Below are 20,768 nucleotides of genomic sequence, written 5' to 3' on the forward strand. Positions count from 1 at the left end.
GGAAAGCCTGTCGTCGAAAACGGCGTCCTGGTGGGTACTAAGGGCCACGGCCAATATCGGAAAGCCGCGGCGAGACAAATCAACAAGCAGTCAAATCTAACAAGAGCGACATCATGAAACTGAAAATTACAGCAGGGCCATTCATCTTCGACGCTGTCCTGGAAACTGCCAGAGCGCCCAAAACCTGTGAAGCATTCATCAAGCAGATGCCGTTCGATGGTAAAATCGTGCACGTTCGCTGGTCTGGCGAGGGCGTTTGGATCCCGCTTGGCGACCATGATTTCGGCGTCGGTTACGAGAACCATACAAGCCATCCGGCCCCCGGTCACATCATCCTTTACCCGGGAGGCATTAGCGAAACGGAAATCCTGCTTGCCTACGGAGGCGTCGATTTTTCATCGAAAATGGGCCAACTGGCTGGCAATCATTTCATCACAATCACATCCAATCTCGACCAACTCGCCGAAATAGGGCGCCTCACGCTGTGGGAAGGCGCGCAATCCATTCGATTTGAGGCCGTATCCTAGCGCATAACCCCGAAAATCGGAATCGGTTTTCGAAAAGGATTATGCGTAAATTCAAAGTGCTACAGCGTCCTTTGCGCGTCTGAAAAGACGCGCGGCGCTGTAGAGCATGATGCCGAAGTGTGGGCGGTTTTCGGATGACATCATGCTCTAACTATATAATTTACAACAGGATTCAGATTTTAGGCCGAACCGGCCCAAAATCATCCTGTTCTAGGCACAATAGCGCGAGGCGACAGGGTTGACGCCGCCGTGCCAGCACCGCCTAACGCAGCGGTTGGCACGTTTCCTGCATTCTAGTCTTGGAGATTCTCTTCGAGATTTCCAAATGGTGGACGAGGCCCGAAATGTCTTTTGATTTTGACTTCGAACTTGCGAAAAGAGCGGCGCAAGAACTGCCTCCGTCGCAGAAGCAGCCCAAAACGCGTAACATGTCTCTTCTACAGAGGCTCGTGGCTTCTCCGCCAATTCCTCCTCGTCCGTCTCGCAGCATTCTGCGCACATATAGAGATGGTGATGCGCAATGACGCTGTGATAGCCCTGTCGAACAGGTAAGGCGGTGCTGTTACGACGGTTCTATTCCCGTCGAGGCGGCGTCATGTCTACAGATGCGGTGCGTGCGAACTGTGTCGCCAGATAGTCCAGCGCGGACGTCCAACGATGAGATCACTCGCTACAAGGCAGTCGGAACGGCGTTGGCTGATCTTGCCGCCGCGACGCGCTTTAGGGATCGAACCGCCACACTGTCGTCTTCTTGACTTCGCTGTCCTCCAGCGCCCGCGTTACCGGCACCTCATAAACCGCGCAGAATTCCAGCCGATCCCGCGGCAGATAGCTACGTCCGGGATCGCCGACCAGCACCCGCTTGCCGTCGGCTGCGAGCTTTGCGAACCAGGGAACGAGCGCATTGGCGAAAGCGCGGTCGTAGAAGACGTCGCCGGCAAGCACTATGTCCGCATCGACGCCCTGCCCGATCAGATCGGCGCCGGTAAATCCGAGCGAAACGCGGTTGGCCTCGGCATTCAGCCGGACTGCGGCTTCCGTCCAGGGATCGATATCGGCGGCCGTGACTTCCCGGGCACCGGCCATCACAGCCGCAATGCCGACAAGGCCGGAACCGCTGGCGAAATCGAGCACGCGCTTGCCGCGCACCGTTTCCGGATGATCGAGAACGTAGCGCGCCAGTCCCTGCCCGCCTGCCCAGGCAAAAGCCCAGAAGGGCGGCGGCAGGCCGATCGCCTCCAGTTCCTCCTCCGTCTTCAGCCAGAGCTCATGCGCCTCGCTCGCCAGATGGAGCGAAATCTCCGGCACATGCGGCGGCGGCATCAGGCTGGTATTGGCGCGGATGAAGGCTTGCGGATCGGTCTTCAACGCGGCGGATTGTCCAATCCGCCCATCCGGCAGACTTCGAGATATTCTTCCTCGGTCACCGGCTGCACCGAAAGCCGCATCGAGGTGACGAGCGCCATCTTGGCGAGCTTCTCGCTCGCCTTGACATCCTTCAGCGTCACCGGCTTCGGCACGTCCATGACGGCGCGGATATCGACGCAATCCCACTTCGGATCGCCCTTGGCGGAAGAATCGGGATGCGACAGGGCGCAGACTTCGACGATGCCGACGATCTCCAGCCCATCATTGGAATGATAGAAGAAGCCTTTGTCGCCGATCTGCATCGCCCGCATATTGTTGCGCGCCAGATAGTTGCGGACGCCGGTCCATTCCGTGCCCTTTTCGCCGGCAGCCTTCTGCTGCTCCCAGGACCAGGAGGCAGGTTCGGATTTATAGAGCCAGTGCGCCATGCTCACGCCTCCGGTTTGTTGAAGACCCAGTTGTAGGCCTTGACGTCGACGCTTTCGAATAGTCCGGCCTTGGCATAGGGATCGGCATCGGCAAGCGCACGCGCCGCCTCTTTCGATTCCGCTTCGACGATGATCAGGCTGCCGCAGGGCTTGCCGTCGTCATCGAGAAACGGCCCGGCGATCTTCAGCGTGCCCTCGGCATTCAGCTTGTTCAGATGCTCGATATGCGTCGGACGCGTATCCATGCGCACGTTCAGATGTCCCGGTTTGTCCTTGCAGAGAAGGGCGAAAAGCATGTCTGTCTCCTATTCGGTGGTGATCGGACGCGTCATCAGCTGCTCTATCGCCTCTGATATATCGAGCTTGCCGTCGATGATGGCGGAAATGGCATCGGTGATCGGCATGCTGACCTTCAACTCCGCCGCAAGCCGCGAGGCGACGGAAGCGGCAAACGCGCCTTCCACCAGCGCACCCTTCAGGGGATCGGTCTTTTCGCCGCGCCCGAGCGCGATGCCGAAGCGCAGGTTTCGCGATTGATGGCTCGTTGCCGTCAGCACCAGATCGCCGAGGCCGGAAAGTCCGCGCACCGTATCCGCCTGCCCACCCTTGGCGACGACGAAACGCGACATTTCGGCAAGCCCGCGCGCAATCAGCGCCGCACGCGCGGAATCGCCGATGCCGCGGCCTTCGACGATGCCGCAGGCGATCGCCAGCACATTCTTCAACGCGCCGCCGAGCTGCACGCCGATCCGGTCATTGGAAGCGTAGAGTCGGAAGGTCCGCCCGGAAATCGCCAGAGCGAGCCGCTCGGCGATTTCCATGTCGGCTGCAGCAATCGCCATCGCCGTCGGCAGGCCCTTGGCGATATCGGCGGCAAAACCCGGGCCGGAGAGCACGGCGATGGGATGGTCCGGAAGTTCCCGTTCCAGCATGTCGGTCAGAAGATTGCCGGTCGCCCGTTCGATACCCTTGGCACAGGTAACGACGACAGCATCCTTGGAAAGATAAGGTCCGTATTGCCGCGCCGCATCGGCCTGTGCCTGCGACGGCATTGCAAACAGCACGATGGAGGCGCCGGTAATCGCATCCGCCTCGGCGGAAAATTCCAGCGTATCGGGCAGGAGAATGCCGGGCAGCACCGCATCATGCAGCCGTTCGGCCTTCAGATCGGCAATCAGGGACGGATCGCGCCCGACGAGGGTCACGGCGCTGCGGCCGGCAAGCGCGATGACGGCGGCAAGCGCCGTGCCGAAAGCCCCCGATCCGACGACGGCGATGTTTTCGCTCATGCCTTGGCCCCTCGTTTTCCGAAACCGATCAGCGTTTCCGCATTGGAATCGAGCGGCCAGCGCGAGCGCGGCTGCACATCGAGCGCATCCGGCGCGGCGCCGGTCGCCATCCGCTCCAGTCCCGCCCAGGCGATCATCACGGCATTATCGGTGCAGAGCCTGAGCGGCGGCGCGACGAAGCGGAAGCCGTTCTTGTCGCACAACGCCTGCAGCGTGCCGCGCAGTTCGAGATTGGCGGCGACACCGCCGGCAACGACGAGCGCCGGCTTTTCGCCGGTCGCGGGAAATATCGTCGGAAATTCCGTCTTGAACCGCTGCAGGCCGCGGCCGATACGGTCCTTCAGCGTCCGCGAGACCGCCTTCTGGAACGAGGCGCAGATATCCGCGACGTCCTGATCGCTGAGCGGCGCGATATCCTGCGCCGCCTGCCGCACCGCCGTCTTCAGGCCGGAGAAAGAGAAGTCGAGTCTTGCCTCGCCGACCAGCGGCCGCGGAAAGTCGAAGCGATCGGGATTGCCGTCCCGCGCCATCCGCTCCACCGCCGGGCCGCCGGGATAGGGCAGACCGAGCAGCTTTGCCGTCTTGTCGAAGGCTTCGCCCAGCGCATCGTCGATCGTCGTGCCCCAGCGTTCGTACTGCCCGACACCACGCACCAGAATGAGCTGGGTATGGCCGCCGGAGACAAGCAGCATCAGATAGGGAAAGGAAAGCCCGTCCGTCAGCCGCGCCGTCAGCGCATGGCCTTCGAGATGGTTAATCGCATAGAGCGGCTTGCCGGCGGCTCTGGCGATCGCCTTGCCGGTCATCAAGCCCACCAGCAGCCCGCCGATCAGCCCCGGCCCCGACGTAGCGGCGATGGCATCGACATCGTTGAGCGACACATTGGCGCGCTTCAGCGCTTCCTCGATCAGCTCGTCCAGCGCTTCGACATGGGCGCGTGCGGCGATCTCTGGCACCACGCCGCCATAGGCGCTATGCTCGTCGAGCTGGGAAAGCACGACATCCGACAGCACGTTGGAATGCCCCTCTGCATCGCGCTCGACGACCGCCGCGGCGGTCTCGTCGCAGCTCGTTTCGATGCCAAGGATGCGCAGAAAGGGAACCATAAGGCCTGTTCGTTGATTGCGATGGGATGGAAACCCGTTTACGAGAACTCCGGTAACAACGGAATAGAGCGGATGCAAACAAAACCTTTCCGGATCGGCACGCGCGGCAGCCCGCTGGCGCTTGCCCAGGCGCATGAGGCCCGCGACAGGCTGATGGCGGCGCATCATCTGCCCGAGGATATGTTCGAGATCGTCGTGCTGACCACCAAGGGCGACCGCATCACCGACCGGTCGCTTTCCGAGATCGGCGGCAAGGGCCTGTTCACCGAGGAGCTCGAACAGAAGCTTGCCGCCGGTGAGCTCGATTTCGCCGTGCATTCTGCCAAGGATATGGCGACGAGGCTCCCCGAGGGGCTTTATCTCTCCGCCTACCTGCCACGTGAAGATATCCGCGACGCCGTCATCGGCCGCACTGCGCGCAAACTGATCGACCTGCCGCATGGCGCCACCGTCGGTTCATCCTCGCTCCGCCGCCAGGCGCTGATCCGCCGCATGCGGCCGGATATCAATGTCGTCACCTTCCGCGGCCTGGTGGAAACGCGCCTGCGCAAGCTCGAAGAGGGCGAGGTGGATGCGACCCTGCTGGCGCTTGCCGGCCTGAAACGCCTCGGCAAGGTCGACGTGCTGACCGACATCCTCGACCCCGACACCTTCCCGCCGGCCCCGGCGCAGGGAGCGATCTGCATCGAAAGCCGTATCGGCGATGCCAGGGTCGACGATCTGCTGGCGCCGGTTAACGATATCACGACCTTCGACACCGTCTCCTGCGAACGCGCCTTCCTCGCCGCACTCGACGGCTCCTGCCGCACGCCGATCGGCGGTTATGCCGTCTGCGAAGGCGACCTGATCCGGTTCTCGGGCCTCATCATCACTCCCGACGGCCGCAGCCAGCATGCGGTGACTACCGACGGCCACCGCCGCGACGCGGCAGCGCTCGGCACCCGCGCCGGCCAGGACGTGCGCGCCAGGGCCGGTAGCGCCTTTTTCGACGACTGGCACTGAAGCGGCCATGCGTGTGCTCGTCACCCGCCCCGCGCAGTCGGCGACGAGAACCGCACAACGATTACGCGATTTGGGCCACGAGCCCTTGCTGCTGCCGCTGCGTCAGCCGCTGCACGACAGCGCCGCTGCCGCAGGCGCCCTTGCAGCCACCAGCGGCGCAATCGCGGTGACCAGCGCCGAAGCCATCAGGGTCCTCTCCGCGCTCGGGGGAAAACTTCGTCCGCATCTTGCCCGCCCACTTTTCGCGGTGGGGGAAACGACCGCAGAAGAGGCGCGCAGCCTCGGCTTTCGATCGGTCGCCTCATCCCAGGGCAATGGCCGCGATCTCGCCGATCTCGTCGCGACGCAGGGAGCGGACGGGTTGCTTTATCTTGCCGGCTGGCCCCGCGCCGAAACTTTCGAAGCGGGATTGCGCGAACTCGGCATCCGCTTTTCTATCGCCGAATGCTATCGCATGCAGCCGGTCGTTCCCGGCCCGGCCGAGATCGATGCGATTTTCTCTAGGTCTCGCCCTGAGGCCATTCTCTTCTATTCCCGGCAGACGGCCGAGGATTTCTTTCGCGTGCCGGAACTGCGATCAGCCGTGCCGGAACACAGCGGAATCCGCCTTCTCTGCCTTAGCGAGGCAGTGGCGCAAGCCATCCCGACGGCTCTGAAAGAAAGCGTCGAGATTTCACCGATGGCGGATGAAAAGAGCCTCTTGTCGCTGCTTTGAAGGCTTTAGAGCCTTTCCTGGTCAGATTGCAGCATTCTGTTGGCTCAAACGGAGTCGGATGGTCGACCGGCCGGCGCGCGTCGTAGCCCGGCTCTACGGCCAAGCCGGCCGGTCGATCAGCCGGCCCGTTTCAGCCAACCCGAAGGGCCGGGCATCTTTCCGCCAGGGCAGAGGCGATCGGCTCGAACGTACCGAGAGGTATGCCCGTCGCCAATCGCCTCTGCCCTGACGAAAATCTGCTCCGGCAGAATGCTGCAATCTGACCAGGAAAGGCTCTAACCGCCCAAATTTGATCTAACCTCTTCCCTTAACTGGCATCACTGTCTAGTTTCGTTGCAATGCAGGATAAAGAGGACCTCATGGTATCGGGAAACCCGCCACGCCATTCGAAGAGCGCCGACGAACCGGTCACGATCGACCTCGATGCACAGGAATTCGCCGCTGCAGCCGATACCGAAAAACCGGTAGACAATGAAATCGGCGATGCCGACAGCACTACCGCCGATGTCGGCCTAGCGCCCGAAACCGAGGCTGCGTCGCATGCCGAACATGAAGAGAAGCCTGTGATGGATGCGCCGGAGGAGGAACCGGCAGCTCCAGAACCTTCCTTCACCCCTCCTCCTGAACAGCCCGCGCCGAAGAGCGCCGGCACCTCCGGCCTCATTGCCGCCGGCATCTTCGGCGGCCTCGTGGCGCTGCTTGGCGCCGGCGCCATTCAGTATGCGGGTTACCTCCCAGGCTCCTCCGCGCCACAGACGACATCGCCGGAGACGGCCGATCTTGCCGGCGAGATCGACGGCCTGAAACAGACCGTTGCCAACCTTGCCGCCAATCCGGTGAGCACAGATGACGGCGAGCTTGCGAAACGTGTCGCTGCGCTGGAAGCGGCTGCCAAGGCCCCCGCGGCCGGCGCGCCGGCCGATTCTGTCAATGTCGATGCACTCAACCAGAAGATTGCGGAACTGACCGGTCAGGTCGACCAGCTGCGCTCGACGCTTGCCCAGTCTTCCGAGCAGCAGACGACGAACGGCGCCGATATCGCCAAGCGCCTCGAAGAGGCCGAAAAGAAGCTGAACGAGCCGCGCGAGGACGTCGCCGTTGCCCGGGCGATCGCGGCTGCCGCCCTGAAGGCGGCGATCGATCGCGGTGGCCCGTTCCTGGCCGAACTCGACACATTCGCCGGCGTCGCACCCGATGATCCAGCCGTCGCCGACCTTAGAGCCTTTGCCGAGACGGGCATTCCCTCACGCACCGAGCTGGTGCGCGAGGTTCCCGATGTCGCCACCGCGATCGTTGAAGCCGTCAACCAGCCGGATCCGAACCAGAGCTGGTCGGACCGGCTGATGTCGAGCGCCAAATCGCTGGTGACCGTTCGTCCCGTCGGCAATATCGAGGGTGAAAGCGTCGAAGCCATCGCCGCCCGCATGGAGGAGAAGGTGAAGAACGGCGACCTGCCCGGCGCTTCCGCCGAATGGAACAGCCTGCCCGCCCTCGGCAAACAGGCGTCCGCCGCCTTCAAGCAATCGCTCGAAGCGCGCATCCGCGTCGAGGAACTGGTCGGCGGGGCGCTGTCGAAAGCGGTCTCCGGCACCGGCAAGGAGGGATGAGACCATGCTGATCCGCCTTGTCGTCTTCGCCCTCTTCGTGCTGCTTCTTGCCTATGGCTTCTCCTGGCTCGCCGATCGTCCCGGTGACCTCTCGCTGATCTGGGAGGGCCAGATCTACCAGACGAAGCTGATCGTCGCCGCCAGCGCGATCATCGCGCTGGTCGCCGCCGTGATGATCGCCTGGTGGTTCGTCCGCCTGGTCTGGACCTCGCCACATTCGGTGACGCGTTATTTTCGCGCCCGCAAGCGGGACCGCGGTTATCAGGCACTGTCGACCGGCCTGATCGCCGCCGGCGCCGGCAATGCTCTGCTTGCCCGCAAGATGGCCGCCCGCTCGCGCGGTCTGATCCGCGCCGATCAGGAACCGCTGATCAACCTGCTCGAGGCCCAGGCCGCCCTGATCGAAGGTCGCCATGATGAGGCGCGCGCCAAGTTCGAGGCCATGGCCAACGATCCCGAGACGCGCGAGCTCGGTCTGCGCGGCCTCTATCTGGAGGCCCGCCGTCTCGGAGCCAACGAGGCCGCCCGCCAATATGCCGAAAAGGCCGCCGACAACGCGCCATATCTGCCCTGGGCCGCACAGGCGACGCTCGAATATCGCAGCCAGGCCGGCCGCTGGGACGATGCGATCCGCCTGCTCGAACAGCAAAAGGCCGCCCGCGTCGTCGAAAAGGCCGAAGCCAACCGTCTGCACGCCGTCCTCCTGACAGCGCGCGCCGGCGAGAAGCTGGAAAGCAACCCGACAGGTGCCCGCGACGACGCTCTGCAGGCGCTGAAGCTTGCCGCCGATTTCATTCCGGCAGCCCTCATCGCCGCAAAGGCGCTGTTTCGCGAAGGCGGCGTGCGCAAGGCCGCCTCGATCCTCGAACAGGCATGGAAATCGGCACCTCATCCCGAGATCGGCCAAGCCTATGTCAGGGCCCGCAGCGGCGATTCGACGCTCGACCGGCTGAAGCGCGCCGAGCGGCTGGAAGGGCAGCGCCCGAACAACGTCGAATCCCTTCTCGTCGTCGCCCAGGCAGCCCTTGACGCGCAGGAATTCGCCAAGGCCCGCGCCAAGGCGGAGGCAGCGGCGCGCATGCAGCCGCGTGAAGCCGCCTATCTGCTGTTGGCCGACATCGAAGAAGCCGAGACCGGAGACCAGGGCCGCGTGCGCCACTGGCTGGCCCAGGCGCTCAAGGCGCCACGCGATCCGGCCTGGGTGGCAGACGGCTTCGTATCGGACAAATGGCTGCCGGTATCGCCCGTGACCGGCCGCCTCGACGCCTTCGAATGGAAGGCGCCCTTCGGCCAGATCGAGGGTCCGCTCGAAGACGGTTCGGCGCCGGCCTCGATCGAAACGGCCTTGAAGACGTTGCCGCCGCTGCGTGACGTCAGGCCGGAAAGCCCGGTCAACGACCATCGCATCATCGAGCTGGAACGCGCCGCGACGATTGCCGAGGCCGTGCGCCCCACGCCTGCACCAGCACCGGCATCGGCAAAACCGAAACCCGTCGAACCGGCCGTGAGCGATAAAGCGCCGGCGCCAAGCGAGGCGAAACCTTTCTTTGGCGGACTGCCGGATGATCCCGGCGTTCGTGATCCCAGGGTGGAACCGGAACCCAAGACTCGGCTCCGCCTTTTTTGAAATGGAACGAAAACCGCATGTTCGAACGCTTTCAGGCATTCTTCCAGAAGCTCACCGCCGACAACCCGAAGAAAGGTTTCGCCCCTGATGATCCGCGCATCACAGTGGCAGCGCTCTGCATGCAGGTCATGGAGGCCGACGGTCAGATCAAAGCCAGCGAGAAGAAGCGGCTGCGCAAGCTCCTGAAGGAGCAGTATGCGCTCGACAGCAAGCAGCTCGATGCTCTGATGGCCGCCGGGCTCGAGGCCGAAAGCTCCGCCGTCGACTATTATCGCTTCACCGCCGACCTGAAGCGCCATCTCAACACCGAGCAACGGCTGGAGCTGATCGGCATCCTCTGGGACATCGTCTATGCCGATGGCGAGCGCAGCGAGATGGAAGACCATGTGATCTGGCGTATCGCCGATCTGCTCGGCGTCTCCTCGCGCGAGCGCATCCAGAAGCGGCAGGAGGCGGCCGCCAGGGTGACCGATGTCCAGGTTGCACAAGACGATGCCGACTGAGCAAATCAAGAACCGCGACAGGCGCCCGATCCTCATCGTCCTGCATCAGGAGCGGTCGAGCCCCGGCCGTGTCGGCCAATTGCTCGTCGAAAAGGGCTACCGTCTCGATATCCGTCGCCCGGTTCTTGGTCAGCGGCTTCCGACAACACTTGAAGACCATGCCGGCGCCGTCGTCTTCGGCGGGCCGATGAGCGCCAATGATCCCGATGACTTCGTCAAGAAGGAGATCGATTGGATCGACATTCCGCTCCGGGAAAAGCGACCCTATCTCGGTATCTGCCTCGGCGCGCAGATGCTGGTGCATCATCTCGGCGGCAAGGTGCAGTCGAATGCCGACGGCTCGACGGAGATCGGCTGGTATGCGCTGCACCCGACCGAGAAGGGCCGCCTGCTGATGCACTGGCCGAGGATGGTCTATCATTTCCACCGCGAAGGCTTCGAGCTGCCGCGCGGCGCCGACCTGCTCGCCGAAGGCGATGCCTATCCGAACCAGGCCTTCCGCTACGACGGCAACGCCTGGGGCCTGCAGTTCCATGCCGAACTGACCCGGGTGATGATGCACCGCTGGGTCGTGCATGGCGCCCATCGCTTCATCCTGCCGAACGCCCAGCAGGGCCGCGAACATCTCGAAGGCCGCATGCTGTTCGACGCGCCGCTGAAAGCCTGGCTGACCGAATTTCTCGACATCGTCTTCGAGGGAAAGACGGCGAAGGCGACGTCCTCCATCGCTATCCGCGCATAACCGGTTTCTAAATCGATTCCGACGATACAGTGGGCGCGTCGAGCGTATCGATCCCACGCAGTTTGGGAAAACTCGACGCCCAGATCGCCGCCACGACAAGCGTTCCGATCCCGCCGATGACGACCGCCGGCACCGCGCCGAAGATCGCCGCCATCGTGCCCGCCCTGAATTCCCCGAGCTCGTTCGAAGCGCCGACGAAGACCATGTTGACCGCATTGACGCGGCCGCGCAGCTGATCCGGCGTCCAGAGCGCAATCAAGCTCTCGCGCACATAGACCGACACCATGTCGGCCGCTCCCATCAGCGCCAGCGCCGCTATCGAGACCTCGGTGCTGGTCGAGACGCCGAAGATGATCGTTCCGACGCCGAACAGGGCGACGCCGATGAACATGTAGATGCCGGCGCGATGCTTGAGCGGATAGGCGGCAAGGAAGATCGCCATGACGATGGCGCCAAGTCCGGGTGCGGCGCGCAGCAGTCCGAGGCCCCAGGGACCGAGGGTGAGGATATCGCGCGCAAAAATCGGCATCAGCGCCGTGGCCCCGCCGAGCAGCACGGCGAAGAGGTCGAGCGAAATCGCCCCCAGCACCACCTTTTCGGCGCGGATGAAACTGAAGCCGCCGAGGATCATCGCCCAGCTCTTGGTCTCGCCCGTCGTCTTCTGCACCGGTTTCGGGATCATGTAGAGAAGGACCGCACCGAGCACGGAAAAAATCACCGCCACCGTATAGGCAGTCGGCGCACTGACGCCATAAAGCAGACCGCCGAGCACCGGCCCGGTGATTGCCGCGAGCTGCCAGGACGACGAATTCCAGGCGATCGCATTGGAGAGTGCCTCCTCCGGCACGAGATTGGGCGCCAGCGACTGCACTGCCGGCGACATGAAGGCGCGCTCGATGCCGAAGATCAAAAGCACCGCGAAGACAGGCAGCGGCGTAAAGCTTCCCATCAAAGTCATGACAAGCAGTGCCAACGTGCAGAGCGCGCTCACCAGCGAGCAGAGTGCGGCGATCGCCCGGCGATTGTAGCGGTCGGCCACCGAACCGGTGACGAGGATGAGCAGCAGCGACGGCAGGAACTGCACGAGACCGATCAAGCCGAGATAGATCGCGCTGCCCGTCTGGTCGTACATCTGCCAGCCGACCGCGACGCTGACGATCTGCTGCGAGAAGGAAAGCAGGAAGCGCGCGAAGAAGAACCGCGTGTAGGACGAATGCCGGAACGCGGCAAAACGGTCTCCGGTGGGCGAAAACGACATGGATGTTTTCCGAGGAGACGGGCGCCGGAAGAGCTGCAAAGCCGCCCGTTAAACATGATTCACCGTACGTTTCCACACGGCACTTGCCCGTTTAGTCGCCAATGTCTACATGTCTGTCAACAACGAATTGGAGACGATGATGTTTGCGCTGTTTCAAACCATTGATTTGGCTTTGAATATTTACACCTGGATCCTGATTGCCAGTGCCATTTTTTCCTGGCTCTATGCTTTCAATGTTATCAATTCCAGCAATCAGTTCGTCAATTCGGTCGGCACATTCCTCTACAATGTCACCGAACCGGTGCTGAAGCCGATCCGCCGCCGGCTGCCGAATCTTGGCGGCATCGACATTTCGCCGATCATCCTGCTACTGATTATCTTCTTCCTGCGCACCCTGCTTTGGACCACGCTGTACCCGCTGGTCGCTTGAGCCGTCCCTGGAGCCTTTTCGATGACCACCTGCGCCTCGCCGTCCGGCTGACGCCGAATGGCGGGCGTGATGCTCTCGACGGCATTGAGGCCGACGGCAAGGGTGAAGCTTTCCTGAAGGCACGCGTCACTGCCGTGCCCGAGAAAGGCAAGGCCAACAAGGCGCTTATCCTTTTGATCGCAAAATCCCTGCGCATTCCCAAATCCAGCGTCAGCGTCGTCTCGGGCGAGACCGGGCGCAAAAAAATCCTCCGGATCGACGGCGATCCGAAGGATTTGGTAAAAAAGCTCGAGATATTTTTAGGCTGAGCGATCAGCCTTTCTTCTTGGCGCGCTCGACGGCTTCGAGGATGAGTTCGCCGGCTTCCTTGGAGTCGCCCCAGCCGAAGATCTTCACCCACTTGCCGGGTTCCAGATCCTTGTAGTGCTCGAAGAAGTGCTCGATCTGCTTCAGCGTGATCTCGGGAAGATCGGTGTAGTCCTTCACCTTCTCATAGCGCAGCGTCAGCTTCGGCGACGGCACGGCGATGATCTTCTCGTCTTTGCCGGAATTGTCTTCCATCTTCAGGACGCCGATCGGGCGCACATTGATGACGCAGCCGGGAACCAACGGGCGGGTGCTGGCGATCAGGACGTCGATCGGGTCGCCGTCTTCCGACAGCGTGTGCGGCACGAAACCATAATTGCCCGGATAGGTCATCGGCGTATAGAGGAAACGATCGACCACCAGCGTGCCGGCTTCCTTGTCCATCTCATACTTGATGGGATGACCGCCGACCGGAACCTCGACGATAACGTTGACGTCCTCAGGTGGATTGATACCGATTGCAATGGCGTCGATGCGCATAAGAAACTCCCGCGAGGTTGAATGTGCTGGCAGCCAGATAATCAGTTTCATCCCGCAACGCAACATGGCACAGCGCCAATGCTTGCCTGCAACGGCGCACATTCACATCAAAAGTTTCTAATAGGAGATAGGCGGACGCCGACTCCAGCGCCGCGCGTCTTTTCAGACGCCGGGGGCACTGTGGCACTTTGAATGGCCGTTCAGCTCCAGATGAAGCCGATCTTCTTCAACTGCCTGTGGTCGAAACTTTCCATGCCTTCGCAGAAATCGACGCCGCCATGATTGCGGTAGAAGTGGCTGGCGGTCTCGTTATCCTCGAGGCACCAGACGACCAGCCCGTTGCAGCCGAGCGACTTCAAGAGCCGGCGCGCTTCGCCGAACAGCATCCTGCCAAGGCCGATGCCTTGATACTCGGGCCGAAGATAAAGCTCGTAAATCTCGCCTTCCTGCGGCAGAGCGCGGGCGCGGTTGAGGCCGAGTGTCGCATAGCCGGCGACTGTCCCGGCGACATCGAGAACCAGCAGCGTCGCCGGTCCGCGCGTTGCCTTGCGCCACCAGTTTTCGCCGCGCCGCTCGATCATCTGCGTCAGTGCGCGATGCGGAATAATGCCGGCATAGGTGTGTTGCCAGGCAAGCCTGTGTGTTTCCGATATGGCTCGGGCATCTTGCGGCTCGGCCCGCCGGACATCGATCGACAACGTCTTCATAACGTTTACTCTGGTCCCGCTAGAGGCAATTAACCATATGCGATGTCGCATCCCGGTTGATTGCCCACAGACTTAACATGTGGACGACGATCAAAAGTTAACGCTTTTTTAACGATTGTCACAAGACGGAATCGACGCGGCGCACAATAAAAAACCCCGGCGCGAAGGCCGGGGTTTTGAAGGATTTCTCTCCAGCGCCGCGCCTCTTTTCGGAGGCCCAAAACGCTGCAGCACTTTGAATGGCGCTCAGAGCGCCGCCTTCGTCTTTTCGAAACGCTTGCGATCGTTTGCGTCGAGATACATCTTGCGCAGACGAATATTCTTCGGTGTCACTTCCATCAGCTCGTCATCCTGGATCCAGGAGAGCGCGCGATCAAGCGTCATGCGGATCGGCGGCGTCAGCTTCACGGCTTCGTCCTTGCCGGCGGCGCGGATGTTGGTGAGCTGCTTGCCCTTCAGCACGTTGACTTCAAGGTCGTTGTCGCGCGAATGGATGCCGATGATCATGCCGGCATAGACCTTTTCGCCCGGCTCGATAATCATCGGGCCGCGATCTTCCAAATTGAACATCGCATAGGCGACGGCCTCGCCGGGAGCGTTGGCGAGCAGCACGCCGTTGACGCGGCCACCGATCACACCCTTGTAGGGCTGGTAGTCGTGGAACAGGCGGTTCATGATCGCCGTGCCGCGCGTATCCGTCAGCAGCTCCGACTGGTAGCCGATCAGGCCACGGGTCGGCGCGTAGAAACGCAGGCGAAGACGGTTGCCGCCCGACGGACGCAGCTCGACCATTTCGGCCTTGCGCTCGGACATCTTCTGCACCACGACACCGGAATGCTCTTCGTCGACGTCGACGACGACCTCCTCGATCGGCTCCAGAAGCTGGCCGTTTTCATCCTTGTGCATCACGACGCGCGGACGCGACACGGCAAGCTCGAAGCCTTCGCGGCGCATGGTTTCGATGAGAACGGCGAGCTGAAGTTCGCCACGGCCGGACACGTAGAACGAATCCTTGCCTTCGGCTTCTTCGATCTTCAGGGCGACGTTGCCTTCCGCTTCCTTGAAGAGGCGGTCGCGGATGACGCGTGAAGTCACCTTGTCGCCTTCGGTGCCGGCCAGCGGACTATCGTTGACGATGAAGGACATGGTGACGGTCGGCGGATCGATCGGCTGCGCCTGCAGCGGCTCGGTGACCGAGGGATCGCAGAAGGTGTCGGCGACCGTGCCCTTGGAAAGGCCGGCGATCGCGATAATATCGCCCTGATGCGCTTCGTCGATTGCCGTGCGCTCGATGCCGCGGAAAGCGAGGATTTTCGAAATACGGCCGGTTTCGATCGTCTTGCCGTCGGCGTGGAGAACCTTCACAGCCTGGTTCGGCTTGATGGAACCGGAATTGATACGACCGGTGATGATGCGGCCGAGGAAGGGGTTGGCTTCGAGGATCGTGCCGATCATCGTGAACGGACCTTCGTGGACGGTCGGCTCCGGAACATGCTTGAGCACCAGGTCGAGAAGCGGCGCAAGACCCTGGTCCTTCGGACCTTCCGGATTGACGTTCATCCAGCCGTCGCGGCCGGAACCGTAGAGGATCGGGAAGTCGAGCTGCTCGTCGGTCGCGTCGAGATTGGCGAAAAGATCGAAGACTTCGTTGATGACTTCTTCGTGGCGTCCATCCGGACGGTCGATCTTGTTGATCGCCACAATCGGACGAAGACCGACCTTCAACGCCTTGCCAACCACGAACTTGGTCTGCGGCATCGGGCCTTCGGACGCATCGACGAGAACGATCGCGCCATCCACCATCGAGAGAATGCGCTCGACCTCACCGCCGAAGTCGGCGTGGCCGGGGGTGTCGACGATGTTGATGCGGACACCCTTCCATTCCACCGAGGTCGCCTTGGCGAGAATGGTGATGCCGCGTTCCTTTTCGAGATCGTTCGAGTCCATCACGCGTTCAGCGACACGCTGATTTTCGCGGAACGAGCCGGACTGCTTGAGAAGCTCATCCACCAGGGTCGTTTTGCCATGGTCAACGTGCGCGATGATCGCGATATTGCGAAGTGCCATATGTGAAATCTCTGAGGCTGGGGCGCACGCTCTAGAGGGCGCGCCTATTAGTTTGGGGCGTCCATACAGTTTTTTTTGCGTTTGCGAAAGGGGGAAACGCGCAAAAGCTGCGGCAAGGCTGTCGCCCCGCCGCATGATAGCGTGTCATCAAATTGTCTTAGGCGTCGCTGCCTGTCAATTCCTCGAAGGTCGAAAGTCCCTTTTTGACGAGCATCGCATCCGGGCTCGGCAGCTTGCCGCGGAAGGCCTTGTAGGCGTCCTCCGGATCGACAGAACCGCCGACGGAATAGATATTGTCCTTGAGCTTGCGAGCCATCTCGCCGTTGAAGGCGTCTCCCGTCTCCTCGAAGGCGGCAAAGGCGTCGGCGTCGAGCACCTCCGACCACATGTAGGAGTAATAGCCGGCCGAATAGCCGCCGGAGAAGATGTGCTGGAAGTGAGGCGTCGCATGGCGCATGACGATCGACTTCGGCATGCCGATCTCGGCCAGCACCTCGCCCTGCACCGCCATCGGGTCCTCGACGGCCGTTCTCGTGTGAAACGCCATGTCGACCAGCGCCGACGAGGTGAACTCGACGGTATTGAAGCCGGCATTGAAGGTTCGGGCGGCAAGCACCTTGTCGAGCAGGGCCTGCGGCATCGGCTCGCCGGTTTCGACATGCACGGCATAGCGCTTCAGAATATCGGGCACCGTCAGCCAGTGCTCATAAAGCTGCGACGGCAGCTCGACGAAATCGCGCGAGACGCCGGTGCCCGCAACCGAGGGATAGGTGACGTTCGAAAGCATGCCGTGCAGCGCATGGCCGAATTCGTGGAACAGCGTGCGGGCATCGTCGAGCGACAGCAGCGCCGGCTTGCCTTCCGCCGGCTTGGCGAAGTTGCAGACATTATAGATGATCGGCAATTCGCCGTGGCGGCCGTTCTTCAGCTCCAGCCTGTGCTGCGATTGCAGCGAGCTCATCCAGGCGCCTGATCGTTTCGAGCTGCGGGCGAAATAATCGCCGAGGAAGAGGGCGACGAGCTTGTCCTCGCGGTCCCTGATTTCGAACACCCTGACGTCAGGGTGATAGGCGGCCACACCCTTCTTCTCGACGGCCCGGATGCCGAACAGCCGACCGGCCACGTCGAAGCAGGCTTCGATGATCTTCTCGAGCTGCAGATAAGACTTGAGCTCGGCCTCGGAGAAATCGAACTTCCGTGCCCGGATCTTTTCGGCATAGTGGCGCCAGTCCCAGGGCATCACTTCGTGGTTCCGGCCCTCTTCGGCGATCAACGCCGCGATATCGATCTCCTCCTCGCCAGCGCGTTTCACCGCCCGCGCCCAGACGGCCTTCAGCAGGCCGTTCACCGCATCCGCCGTCTTCGCCATCGTATTGTCGAGTTTCAGCTCGGCGAAATTGCCGTAGCCAAGCAGAGTCGCCACCTGATGGCGCAGCGCCAGCGTTTCCCTGATGACGGCGCGATTGTCCGTCTCCCCTTCATTTTCGCCGCGCGCCACCCACGCCTTGAAAGCCTGCTCGCGCAGATCGCGACGCTCCGAGAATGTGAGGAAGGGCTCGATGATCGAGCGTGACAGCGTCACCGCATATTTTCCCTCATCGCCGCGTTCGCGCGCTGCTGCCGCCATCGCGTCGCGAAGGAATTCCGGCAGGCCCTCGAGCTCGGCGCTGTCCGAAAGCACCAGCGCCCATGCCTTTTCGTCGGCCAGCACGTTCTGGCCGAATTGCGTCCCGAGGCCGGCAAGCTTTTCATTGATCGCGGCGAGTTTTTCCTGCTCGGCCTTCTCAAGCTTGGCGCCCGATTTGACGAAGCCTTTCCAGTGGCGTTCCAGCACGCGCGTCTGTTCGAGCGTCAGCCCAAGCGTCTCGCGGCTCTCCCACAGCGTGTCGATGCGGGCAAAAAGCGCTGCATTCATGCCGATCTTCGAATAGTGGCGCGAGATCTTCGGCGAGATCTCCCGCTCCAACGCCTGGATCACATCATTGGTATGGGCGCCTGCCTTGTTCCAGAACAGCGCCGAGACACGTGACAGCGCGTCGCCGGCAATCTCCAGCGCCACGACCGTATTGTCGAATGTCGGCGCATCGCCGTTTCCGGCGATCTCATCGATCTCCCTTTCATGCGCAGCAAGTGCGGCGTCGAAGGCAGCAGCGAAATCGCCGTCGTTCAAGGCATCGAAACGCGGCAGACCGTGAAGACCGTCCCAGGTCACCAGTGCCGGATTGAAATCATGTGGAGAAGACATCGGAGAATTCCTTTTTGGCATGCAAGTGAATCGGCAATATAGGAGAGCGCCCATAGAATTGGTATGTTGTCGGGAGAGACCTTTTGCCTCGCCTGCCAAATCCGGCGGGCGCCTGTCAAATCTGGTAGACAACAATTGATACGTGAAAATTAACCAACCGTTAACGATTGACGCGAATCACGCGCAAGCGCTAGTTTCCAGGTGATCTTCTTGTAAGGGGACATGCGCCATGGAAATTTTTTCTGTGCGGTCTTCTCAGAGTTTGCTTTTTAAAAACAATCCTAATAACGCAAAAAGTTCGAAGACCTCTGATATTCAAATCGAGACCAGAGCTCCCGCCCCGGCCTCGTTCCAGATCGAAGACGAAGTTGGCGAAGGCCCGGATTTCACCGCGGTCAGCCCTGGAGAACTGCGCAATTACGCACGCCAGGGTTTCGACAGTGGCCTGATCGATCAAAACACCTACGCCGCGATCTCCGAACCGCTGCCGATGCATGCGATCGATCCGCTCGGCAACATCATCGATCTCTCCAGCGTCACCGACGGCACCAGCTTCAATTTCCTCGATTATTACAAGAACCAGCTCCAGATCGCCATGTCGATCGGCGATTCTGATGAGGTCCAGACGCTGAATTCGATAGTCAGCTTCCTGAACGCCTGATCTCATGCATGTCGCCCAAAAGTGCGCAGCGCGTCGCATGTTTCAAGTTTGGCGCGACGCGCTTTAATCAGGCCTTGCGCCAGCCGAGCAGGCCGGGCGTTGCGTGCCAGAGCGCCTGGGCAGCAAATCCCATGAAAAGCACGCCCGAGCAGCGCACGATCAGCCGCTCATGGGCGCGATAGAAGCGCCGCACCGTACCGGCGCCGATGATGCCGATCAGGATGATGTCGGCCGTCACGAAACCGACGAACGACACGCCGAGCAGCACCGGCAGCGCCTCGAAATCGAGCGCGCCGGCCGAGCCTGCAACGAGTGCGGTGAAGGTGGCGAGCGCCACCGGATAGCCCTTCGGATTGGTGACGCCGAAAATCAGGCCACGGCGAAACGGCCGCTCGACCACAACAAGCGCCTGCCCCCCCGCCTTCGGCTTGGCATTGACGGCGCTCCAGCCGATCCAGGCAAGGTAGAAACCGCAGGCAAGACCGAGCAGGTCGAAGACCAAGGTTCCGATCGTCTTTGCGCCGACGATCGCGATCAGCGCCAGCGACGACCAGATGAGATCCCCGACCAGATGCCCCATCATGAAGAAGGCGCCGGCCTTACGGCCCTGCCCGGCGCCGATGCCGAGCAGCTGCAGGAAGGCGGGTCCCGGAATGAGCACGTAGAACAGCGCCGCCAGAAAGGCGCCGAAGAGCAAAGACTGCGTCATGGAAATGCTCCGGAGGATGATGAGGGCAGACTAAGCGATCACGGACGTTCGTCAAGGGTGGTGCACCGCCATGAAAAGTGGGATCGGGTAGCGAACGCTACCGGGGGCGGCTTTCGGCCCGAAGCGACATCTGTTCGTTGTTGAAGGATGCGGCTGCTTTGCGCTCCAGGTCGGCTGTTAAGGTGATCTTTGCCGTCGCTTGATAGCAGACGTTGCCGGAGACCATCTTGAACAGTAACTGGTGCGGGCTACCGCTGGCGTCCGACGGCGGTCCATCGCTGCCGGGTCAGTCCTCTGATGAAAGTCGACGTCTTATTCTCCGCTCCTGCTACGATTGGGTGGAGGGCCTTGCTCTTTGCCGGTGCCCATGCGTTTCGACGATTGGTGCTAACGCGGCCGGTGCGGTCTTCTTCGCGGATTTTACCCTGCTTGAGCTAGTTATGAGCGACAAGCGCCAGCTCGGCTCACGTCCAGCTAGTGGTCATATTGCCGGCGCGCCTCCTCGATCACATCCCGATTTGAATCTGCCCAGGTCATCAAGGCCATGACTGGGGCTAGAAGCGACCTGCCGATTGCGGTCAGCTCGTAATCCACGCGCGGAGGGATCGTTGGAAAGAGAGTTCGACTGATCAAACCGTCCCGTTCCAATTGACGAAGCGTAATCGTGAGCATCCGCTGCGAGATCCCGTCGATCTGCCGTCGCAATGCATTGAAGCGGACCGGCCCATCCTTCAGGGCCACGAAGATGTAAAGACTCCATTTATCGGCAATGCGATCGAGGATTTCCCGAACGGGACGGCAGTCGGCGTCTTCGCTTGGGGTAGGAAACTCTATGTCACTGAGTGTCATGAATGTGCCTTCTTGCGAACAGTCAAATAGTTATCTTAATAGCGTTGGTCACAATTTGATACTACTCTATTCTCCCAGGAGC

At 61.5% G+C, this 20,768-nt stretch carries 22 protein-coding genes; 10 read left to right on the top strand and 12 right to left on the bottom strand.

Annotated elements, in window-relative coordinates:
• Positions 1-113: 113 nt before the first annotated feature.
• Complete coding sequence (locus GFM02_RS06780) at positions 114-527, top strand: DUF3830 family protein (protein WP_018072093.1); 414 nt, start codon at positions 114-116, stop codon at positions 525-527.
• A gap of 720 nt (positions 528-1,247) precedes the next feature.
• On the opposite strand, the gene GFM02_RS06790 is transcribed toward GFM02_RS06780, so the two are convergent.
• Genes GFM02_RS06790 through tsaD form a run of 5 tightly spaced genes read right to left on the bottom strand, consistent with a single transcriptional unit; the run spans position 1,248 to position 4,718 of the window.
• Positions 1,248-1,895, bottom strand: coding sequence for a class I SAM-dependent methyltransferase (locus GFM02_RS06790; protein WP_168321219.1), 648 nt, complete (start codon positions 1,893-1,895; stop codon positions 1,248-1,250).
• Entirely contained in the window at positions 1,892-2,323 is a 432-nt protein-coding gene (locus GFM02_RS06795; protein WP_003543603.1) for an EVE domain-containing protein, read from the bottom strand. The genes GFM02_RS06790 and GFM02_RS06795 overlap by 4 nt, the downstream gene beginning before the upstream one ends.
• Positions 2,324-2,325: 2 nt before the next feature.
• A complete protein-coding gene (locus GFM02_RS06800) occupies positions 2,326-2,619 on the bottom strand; it encodes a YciI-like protein (RefSeq protein ID WP_003543605.1) in 294 nt (97 codons plus the stop codon).
• A 9-nt stretch (positions 2,620-2,628) separates the two neighbouring features.
• Positions 2,629-3,612: an NAD(P)H-dependent glycerol-3-phosphate dehydrogenase gene (locus tag GFM02_RS06805; RefSeq protein WP_168321220.1), complete on the bottom strand. Its 984-nt coding sequence runs from the start codon at positions 3,610-3,612 to the stop codon at positions 2,629-2,631.
• Positions 3,609-4,718, bottom strand: a complete 1,110-nt coding sequence (gene tsaD, locus GFM02_RS06810) for a tRNA (adenosine(37)-N6)-threonylcarbamoyltransferase complex transferase subunit TsaD (RefSeq protein ID WP_168321221.1) — start codon at positions 4,716-4,718, stop codon at positions 3,609-3,611. Before tsaD ends, GFM02_RS06805 begins: the two co-directional genes overlap by 4 nt.
• Positions 4,719-4,790: 72 nt before the next feature.
• On the opposite strand from tsaD, the gene hemC reads away from it, so the two are divergent.
• The 6 genes from hemC (at position 4,791) to GFM02_RS06850 (ending at position 10,914) form a co-directional block, all read left to right on the top strand.
• Positions 4,791-5,720: a hydroxymethylbilane synthase gene (hemC, locus tag GFM02_RS06815; protein ID WP_168321222.1), complete on the top strand. Its 930-nt coding sequence runs from the start codon at positions 4,791-4,793 to the stop codon at positions 5,718-5,720.
• Positions 5,721-5,727: 7 nt separating this feature from the next.
• On the top strand, positions 5,728-6,435 hold the full coding sequence (locus tag GFM02_RS06820; protein ID WP_168321223.1) for a uroporphyrinogen-III synthase: 708 nt from the start codon (positions 5,728-5,730) through the stop codon (positions 6,433-6,435).
• Positions 6,436-6,773: 338 nt separating this feature from the next.
• A complete protein-coding gene (locus GFM02_RS06835) occupies positions 6,774-8,042 on the top strand; it encodes a COG4223 family protein (RefSeq protein WP_205930205.1) in 1,269 nt (422 codons plus the stop codon).
• 4 nt (positions 8,043-8,046) lie between these two features.
• On the top strand, positions 8,047-9,669 hold the full coding sequence (locus GFM02_RS06840; RefSeq protein ID WP_168321225.1) for a heme biosynthesis protein HemY: 1,623 nt from the start codon (positions 8,047-8,049) through the stop codon (positions 9,667-9,669).
• Positions 9,670-9,686: 17 nt separating this feature from the next.
• Complete coding sequence (locus GFM02_RS06845; protein WP_020052003.1) at positions 9,687-10,172, top strand: TerB family tellurite resistance protein; 486 nt, start codon at positions 9,687-9,689, stop codon at positions 10,170-10,172.
• Positions 10,162-10,914 (top strand): glutamine amidotransferase, encoded by a 753-nt coding sequence (locus GFM02_RS06850; protein WP_168268477.1) that lies wholly within the window; start codon positions 10,162-10,164, stop codon positions 10,912-10,914. The genes GFM02_RS06845 and GFM02_RS06850 overlap by 11 nt, the downstream gene beginning before the upstream one ends.
• A 7-nt stretch (positions 10,915-10,921) precedes the next feature.
• Here GFM02_RS06850 and GFM02_RS06855 read toward each other — a convergent pair whose 3' ends face one another.
• Complete coding sequence (locus tag GFM02_RS06855) at positions 10,922-12,172, bottom strand: MFS transporter (protein ID WP_168321226.1); 1,251 nt, start codon at positions 12,170-12,172, stop codon at positions 10,922-10,924.
• A gap of 139 nt (positions 12,173-12,311) precedes the next feature.
• On the opposite strand from GFM02_RS06855, the gene GFM02_RS06860 reads away from it, so the two are divergent.
• Entirely contained in the window at positions 12,312-12,602 is a 291-nt protein-coding gene (locus GFM02_RS06860) for a YggT family protein (RefSeq protein ID WP_025396317.1), read from the top strand.
• Positions 12,599-12,910, top strand: a complete 312-nt coding sequence (locus GFM02_RS06865; RefSeq protein ID WP_168321227.1) for a DUF167 domain-containing protein — start codon at positions 12,599-12,601, stop codon at positions 12,908-12,910. The genes GFM02_RS06860 and GFM02_RS06865 overlap by 4 nt, the downstream gene beginning before the upstream one ends.
• Before the next feature lie 4 nt (positions 12,911-12,914).
• Here GFM02_RS06865 and ppa read toward each other — a convergent pair whose 3' ends face one another.
• The 4 genes from ppa to GFM02_RS06885 form a co-directional block, all read right to left on the bottom strand.
• The gene (gene ppa / locus GFM02_RS06870; RefSeq protein ID WP_026265494.1) at positions 12,915-13,448 is read right to left on the bottom strand and encodes an inorganic diphosphatase; all 534 of its coding nucleotides are present in this window, start codon (positions 13,446-13,448) and stop codon (positions 12,915-12,917) included.
• A 200-nt stretch (positions 13,449-13,648) separates the two neighbouring features.
• Entirely contained in the window at positions 13,649-14,155 is a 507-nt protein-coding gene (locus GFM02_RS06875) for a GNAT family N-acetyltransferase (RefSeq protein ID WP_168268483.1), read from the bottom strand.
• A gap of 246 nt (positions 14,156-14,401) precedes the next feature.
• The gene (typA, locus tag GFM02_RS06880) at positions 14,402-16,222 is read right to left on the bottom strand and encodes a translational GTPase TypA (protein ID WP_168321228.1); all 1,821 of its coding nucleotides are present in this window, start codon (positions 16,220-16,222) and stop codon (positions 14,402-14,404) included.
• A 157-nt stretch (positions 16,223-16,379) separates the two neighbouring features.
• On the bottom strand, positions 16,380-18,467 hold the full coding sequence (locus GFM02_RS06885; RefSeq protein WP_168321229.1) for a M3 family metallopeptidase: 2,088 nt from the start codon (positions 18,465-18,467) through the stop codon (positions 16,380-16,382).
• Between the two features lie 229 nt (positions 18,468-18,696).
• On the opposite strand from GFM02_RS06885, the gene GFM02_RS06890 reads away from it, so the two are divergent.
• Positions 18,697-19,128 carry a hypothetical protein gene (locus GFM02_RS06890; protein WP_168268488.1) on the top strand — a complete coding sequence of 144 codons (432 nt, stop codon included), beginning with the start codon at positions 18,697-18,699 and terminating at the stop codon, positions 19,126-19,128.
• A gap of 67 nt (positions 19,129-19,195) precedes the next feature.
• Here GFM02_RS06890 and GFM02_RS06895 read toward each other — a convergent pair whose 3' ends face one another.
• Both GFM02_RS06895 and GFM02_RS06900 read right to left on the bottom strand, forming a co-directional pair.
• Complete coding sequence (locus tag GFM02_RS06895; RefSeq protein WP_168321230.1) at positions 19,196-19,837, bottom strand: LysE family translocator; 642 nt, start codon at positions 19,835-19,837, stop codon at positions 19,196-19,198.
• Between the two features lie 474 nt (positions 19,838-20,311).
• Positions 20,312-20,686 carry a winged helix-turn-helix transcriptional regulator gene (locus GFM02_RS06900; protein WP_131663179.1) on the bottom strand — a complete coding sequence of 125 codons (375 nt, stop codon included), beginning with the start codon at positions 20,684-20,686 and terminating at the stop codon, positions 20,312-20,314.
• Between the last annotated feature and the right edge of the window lie 82 nt (positions 20,687-20,768).

The organism is Rhizobium leguminosarum bv. viciae, assembly GCF_012276115.1.
Lineage (GTDB): Bacteria > Pseudomonadota > Alphaproteobacteria > Rhizobiales > Rhizobiaceae > Rhizobium > Rhizobium leguminosarum_T.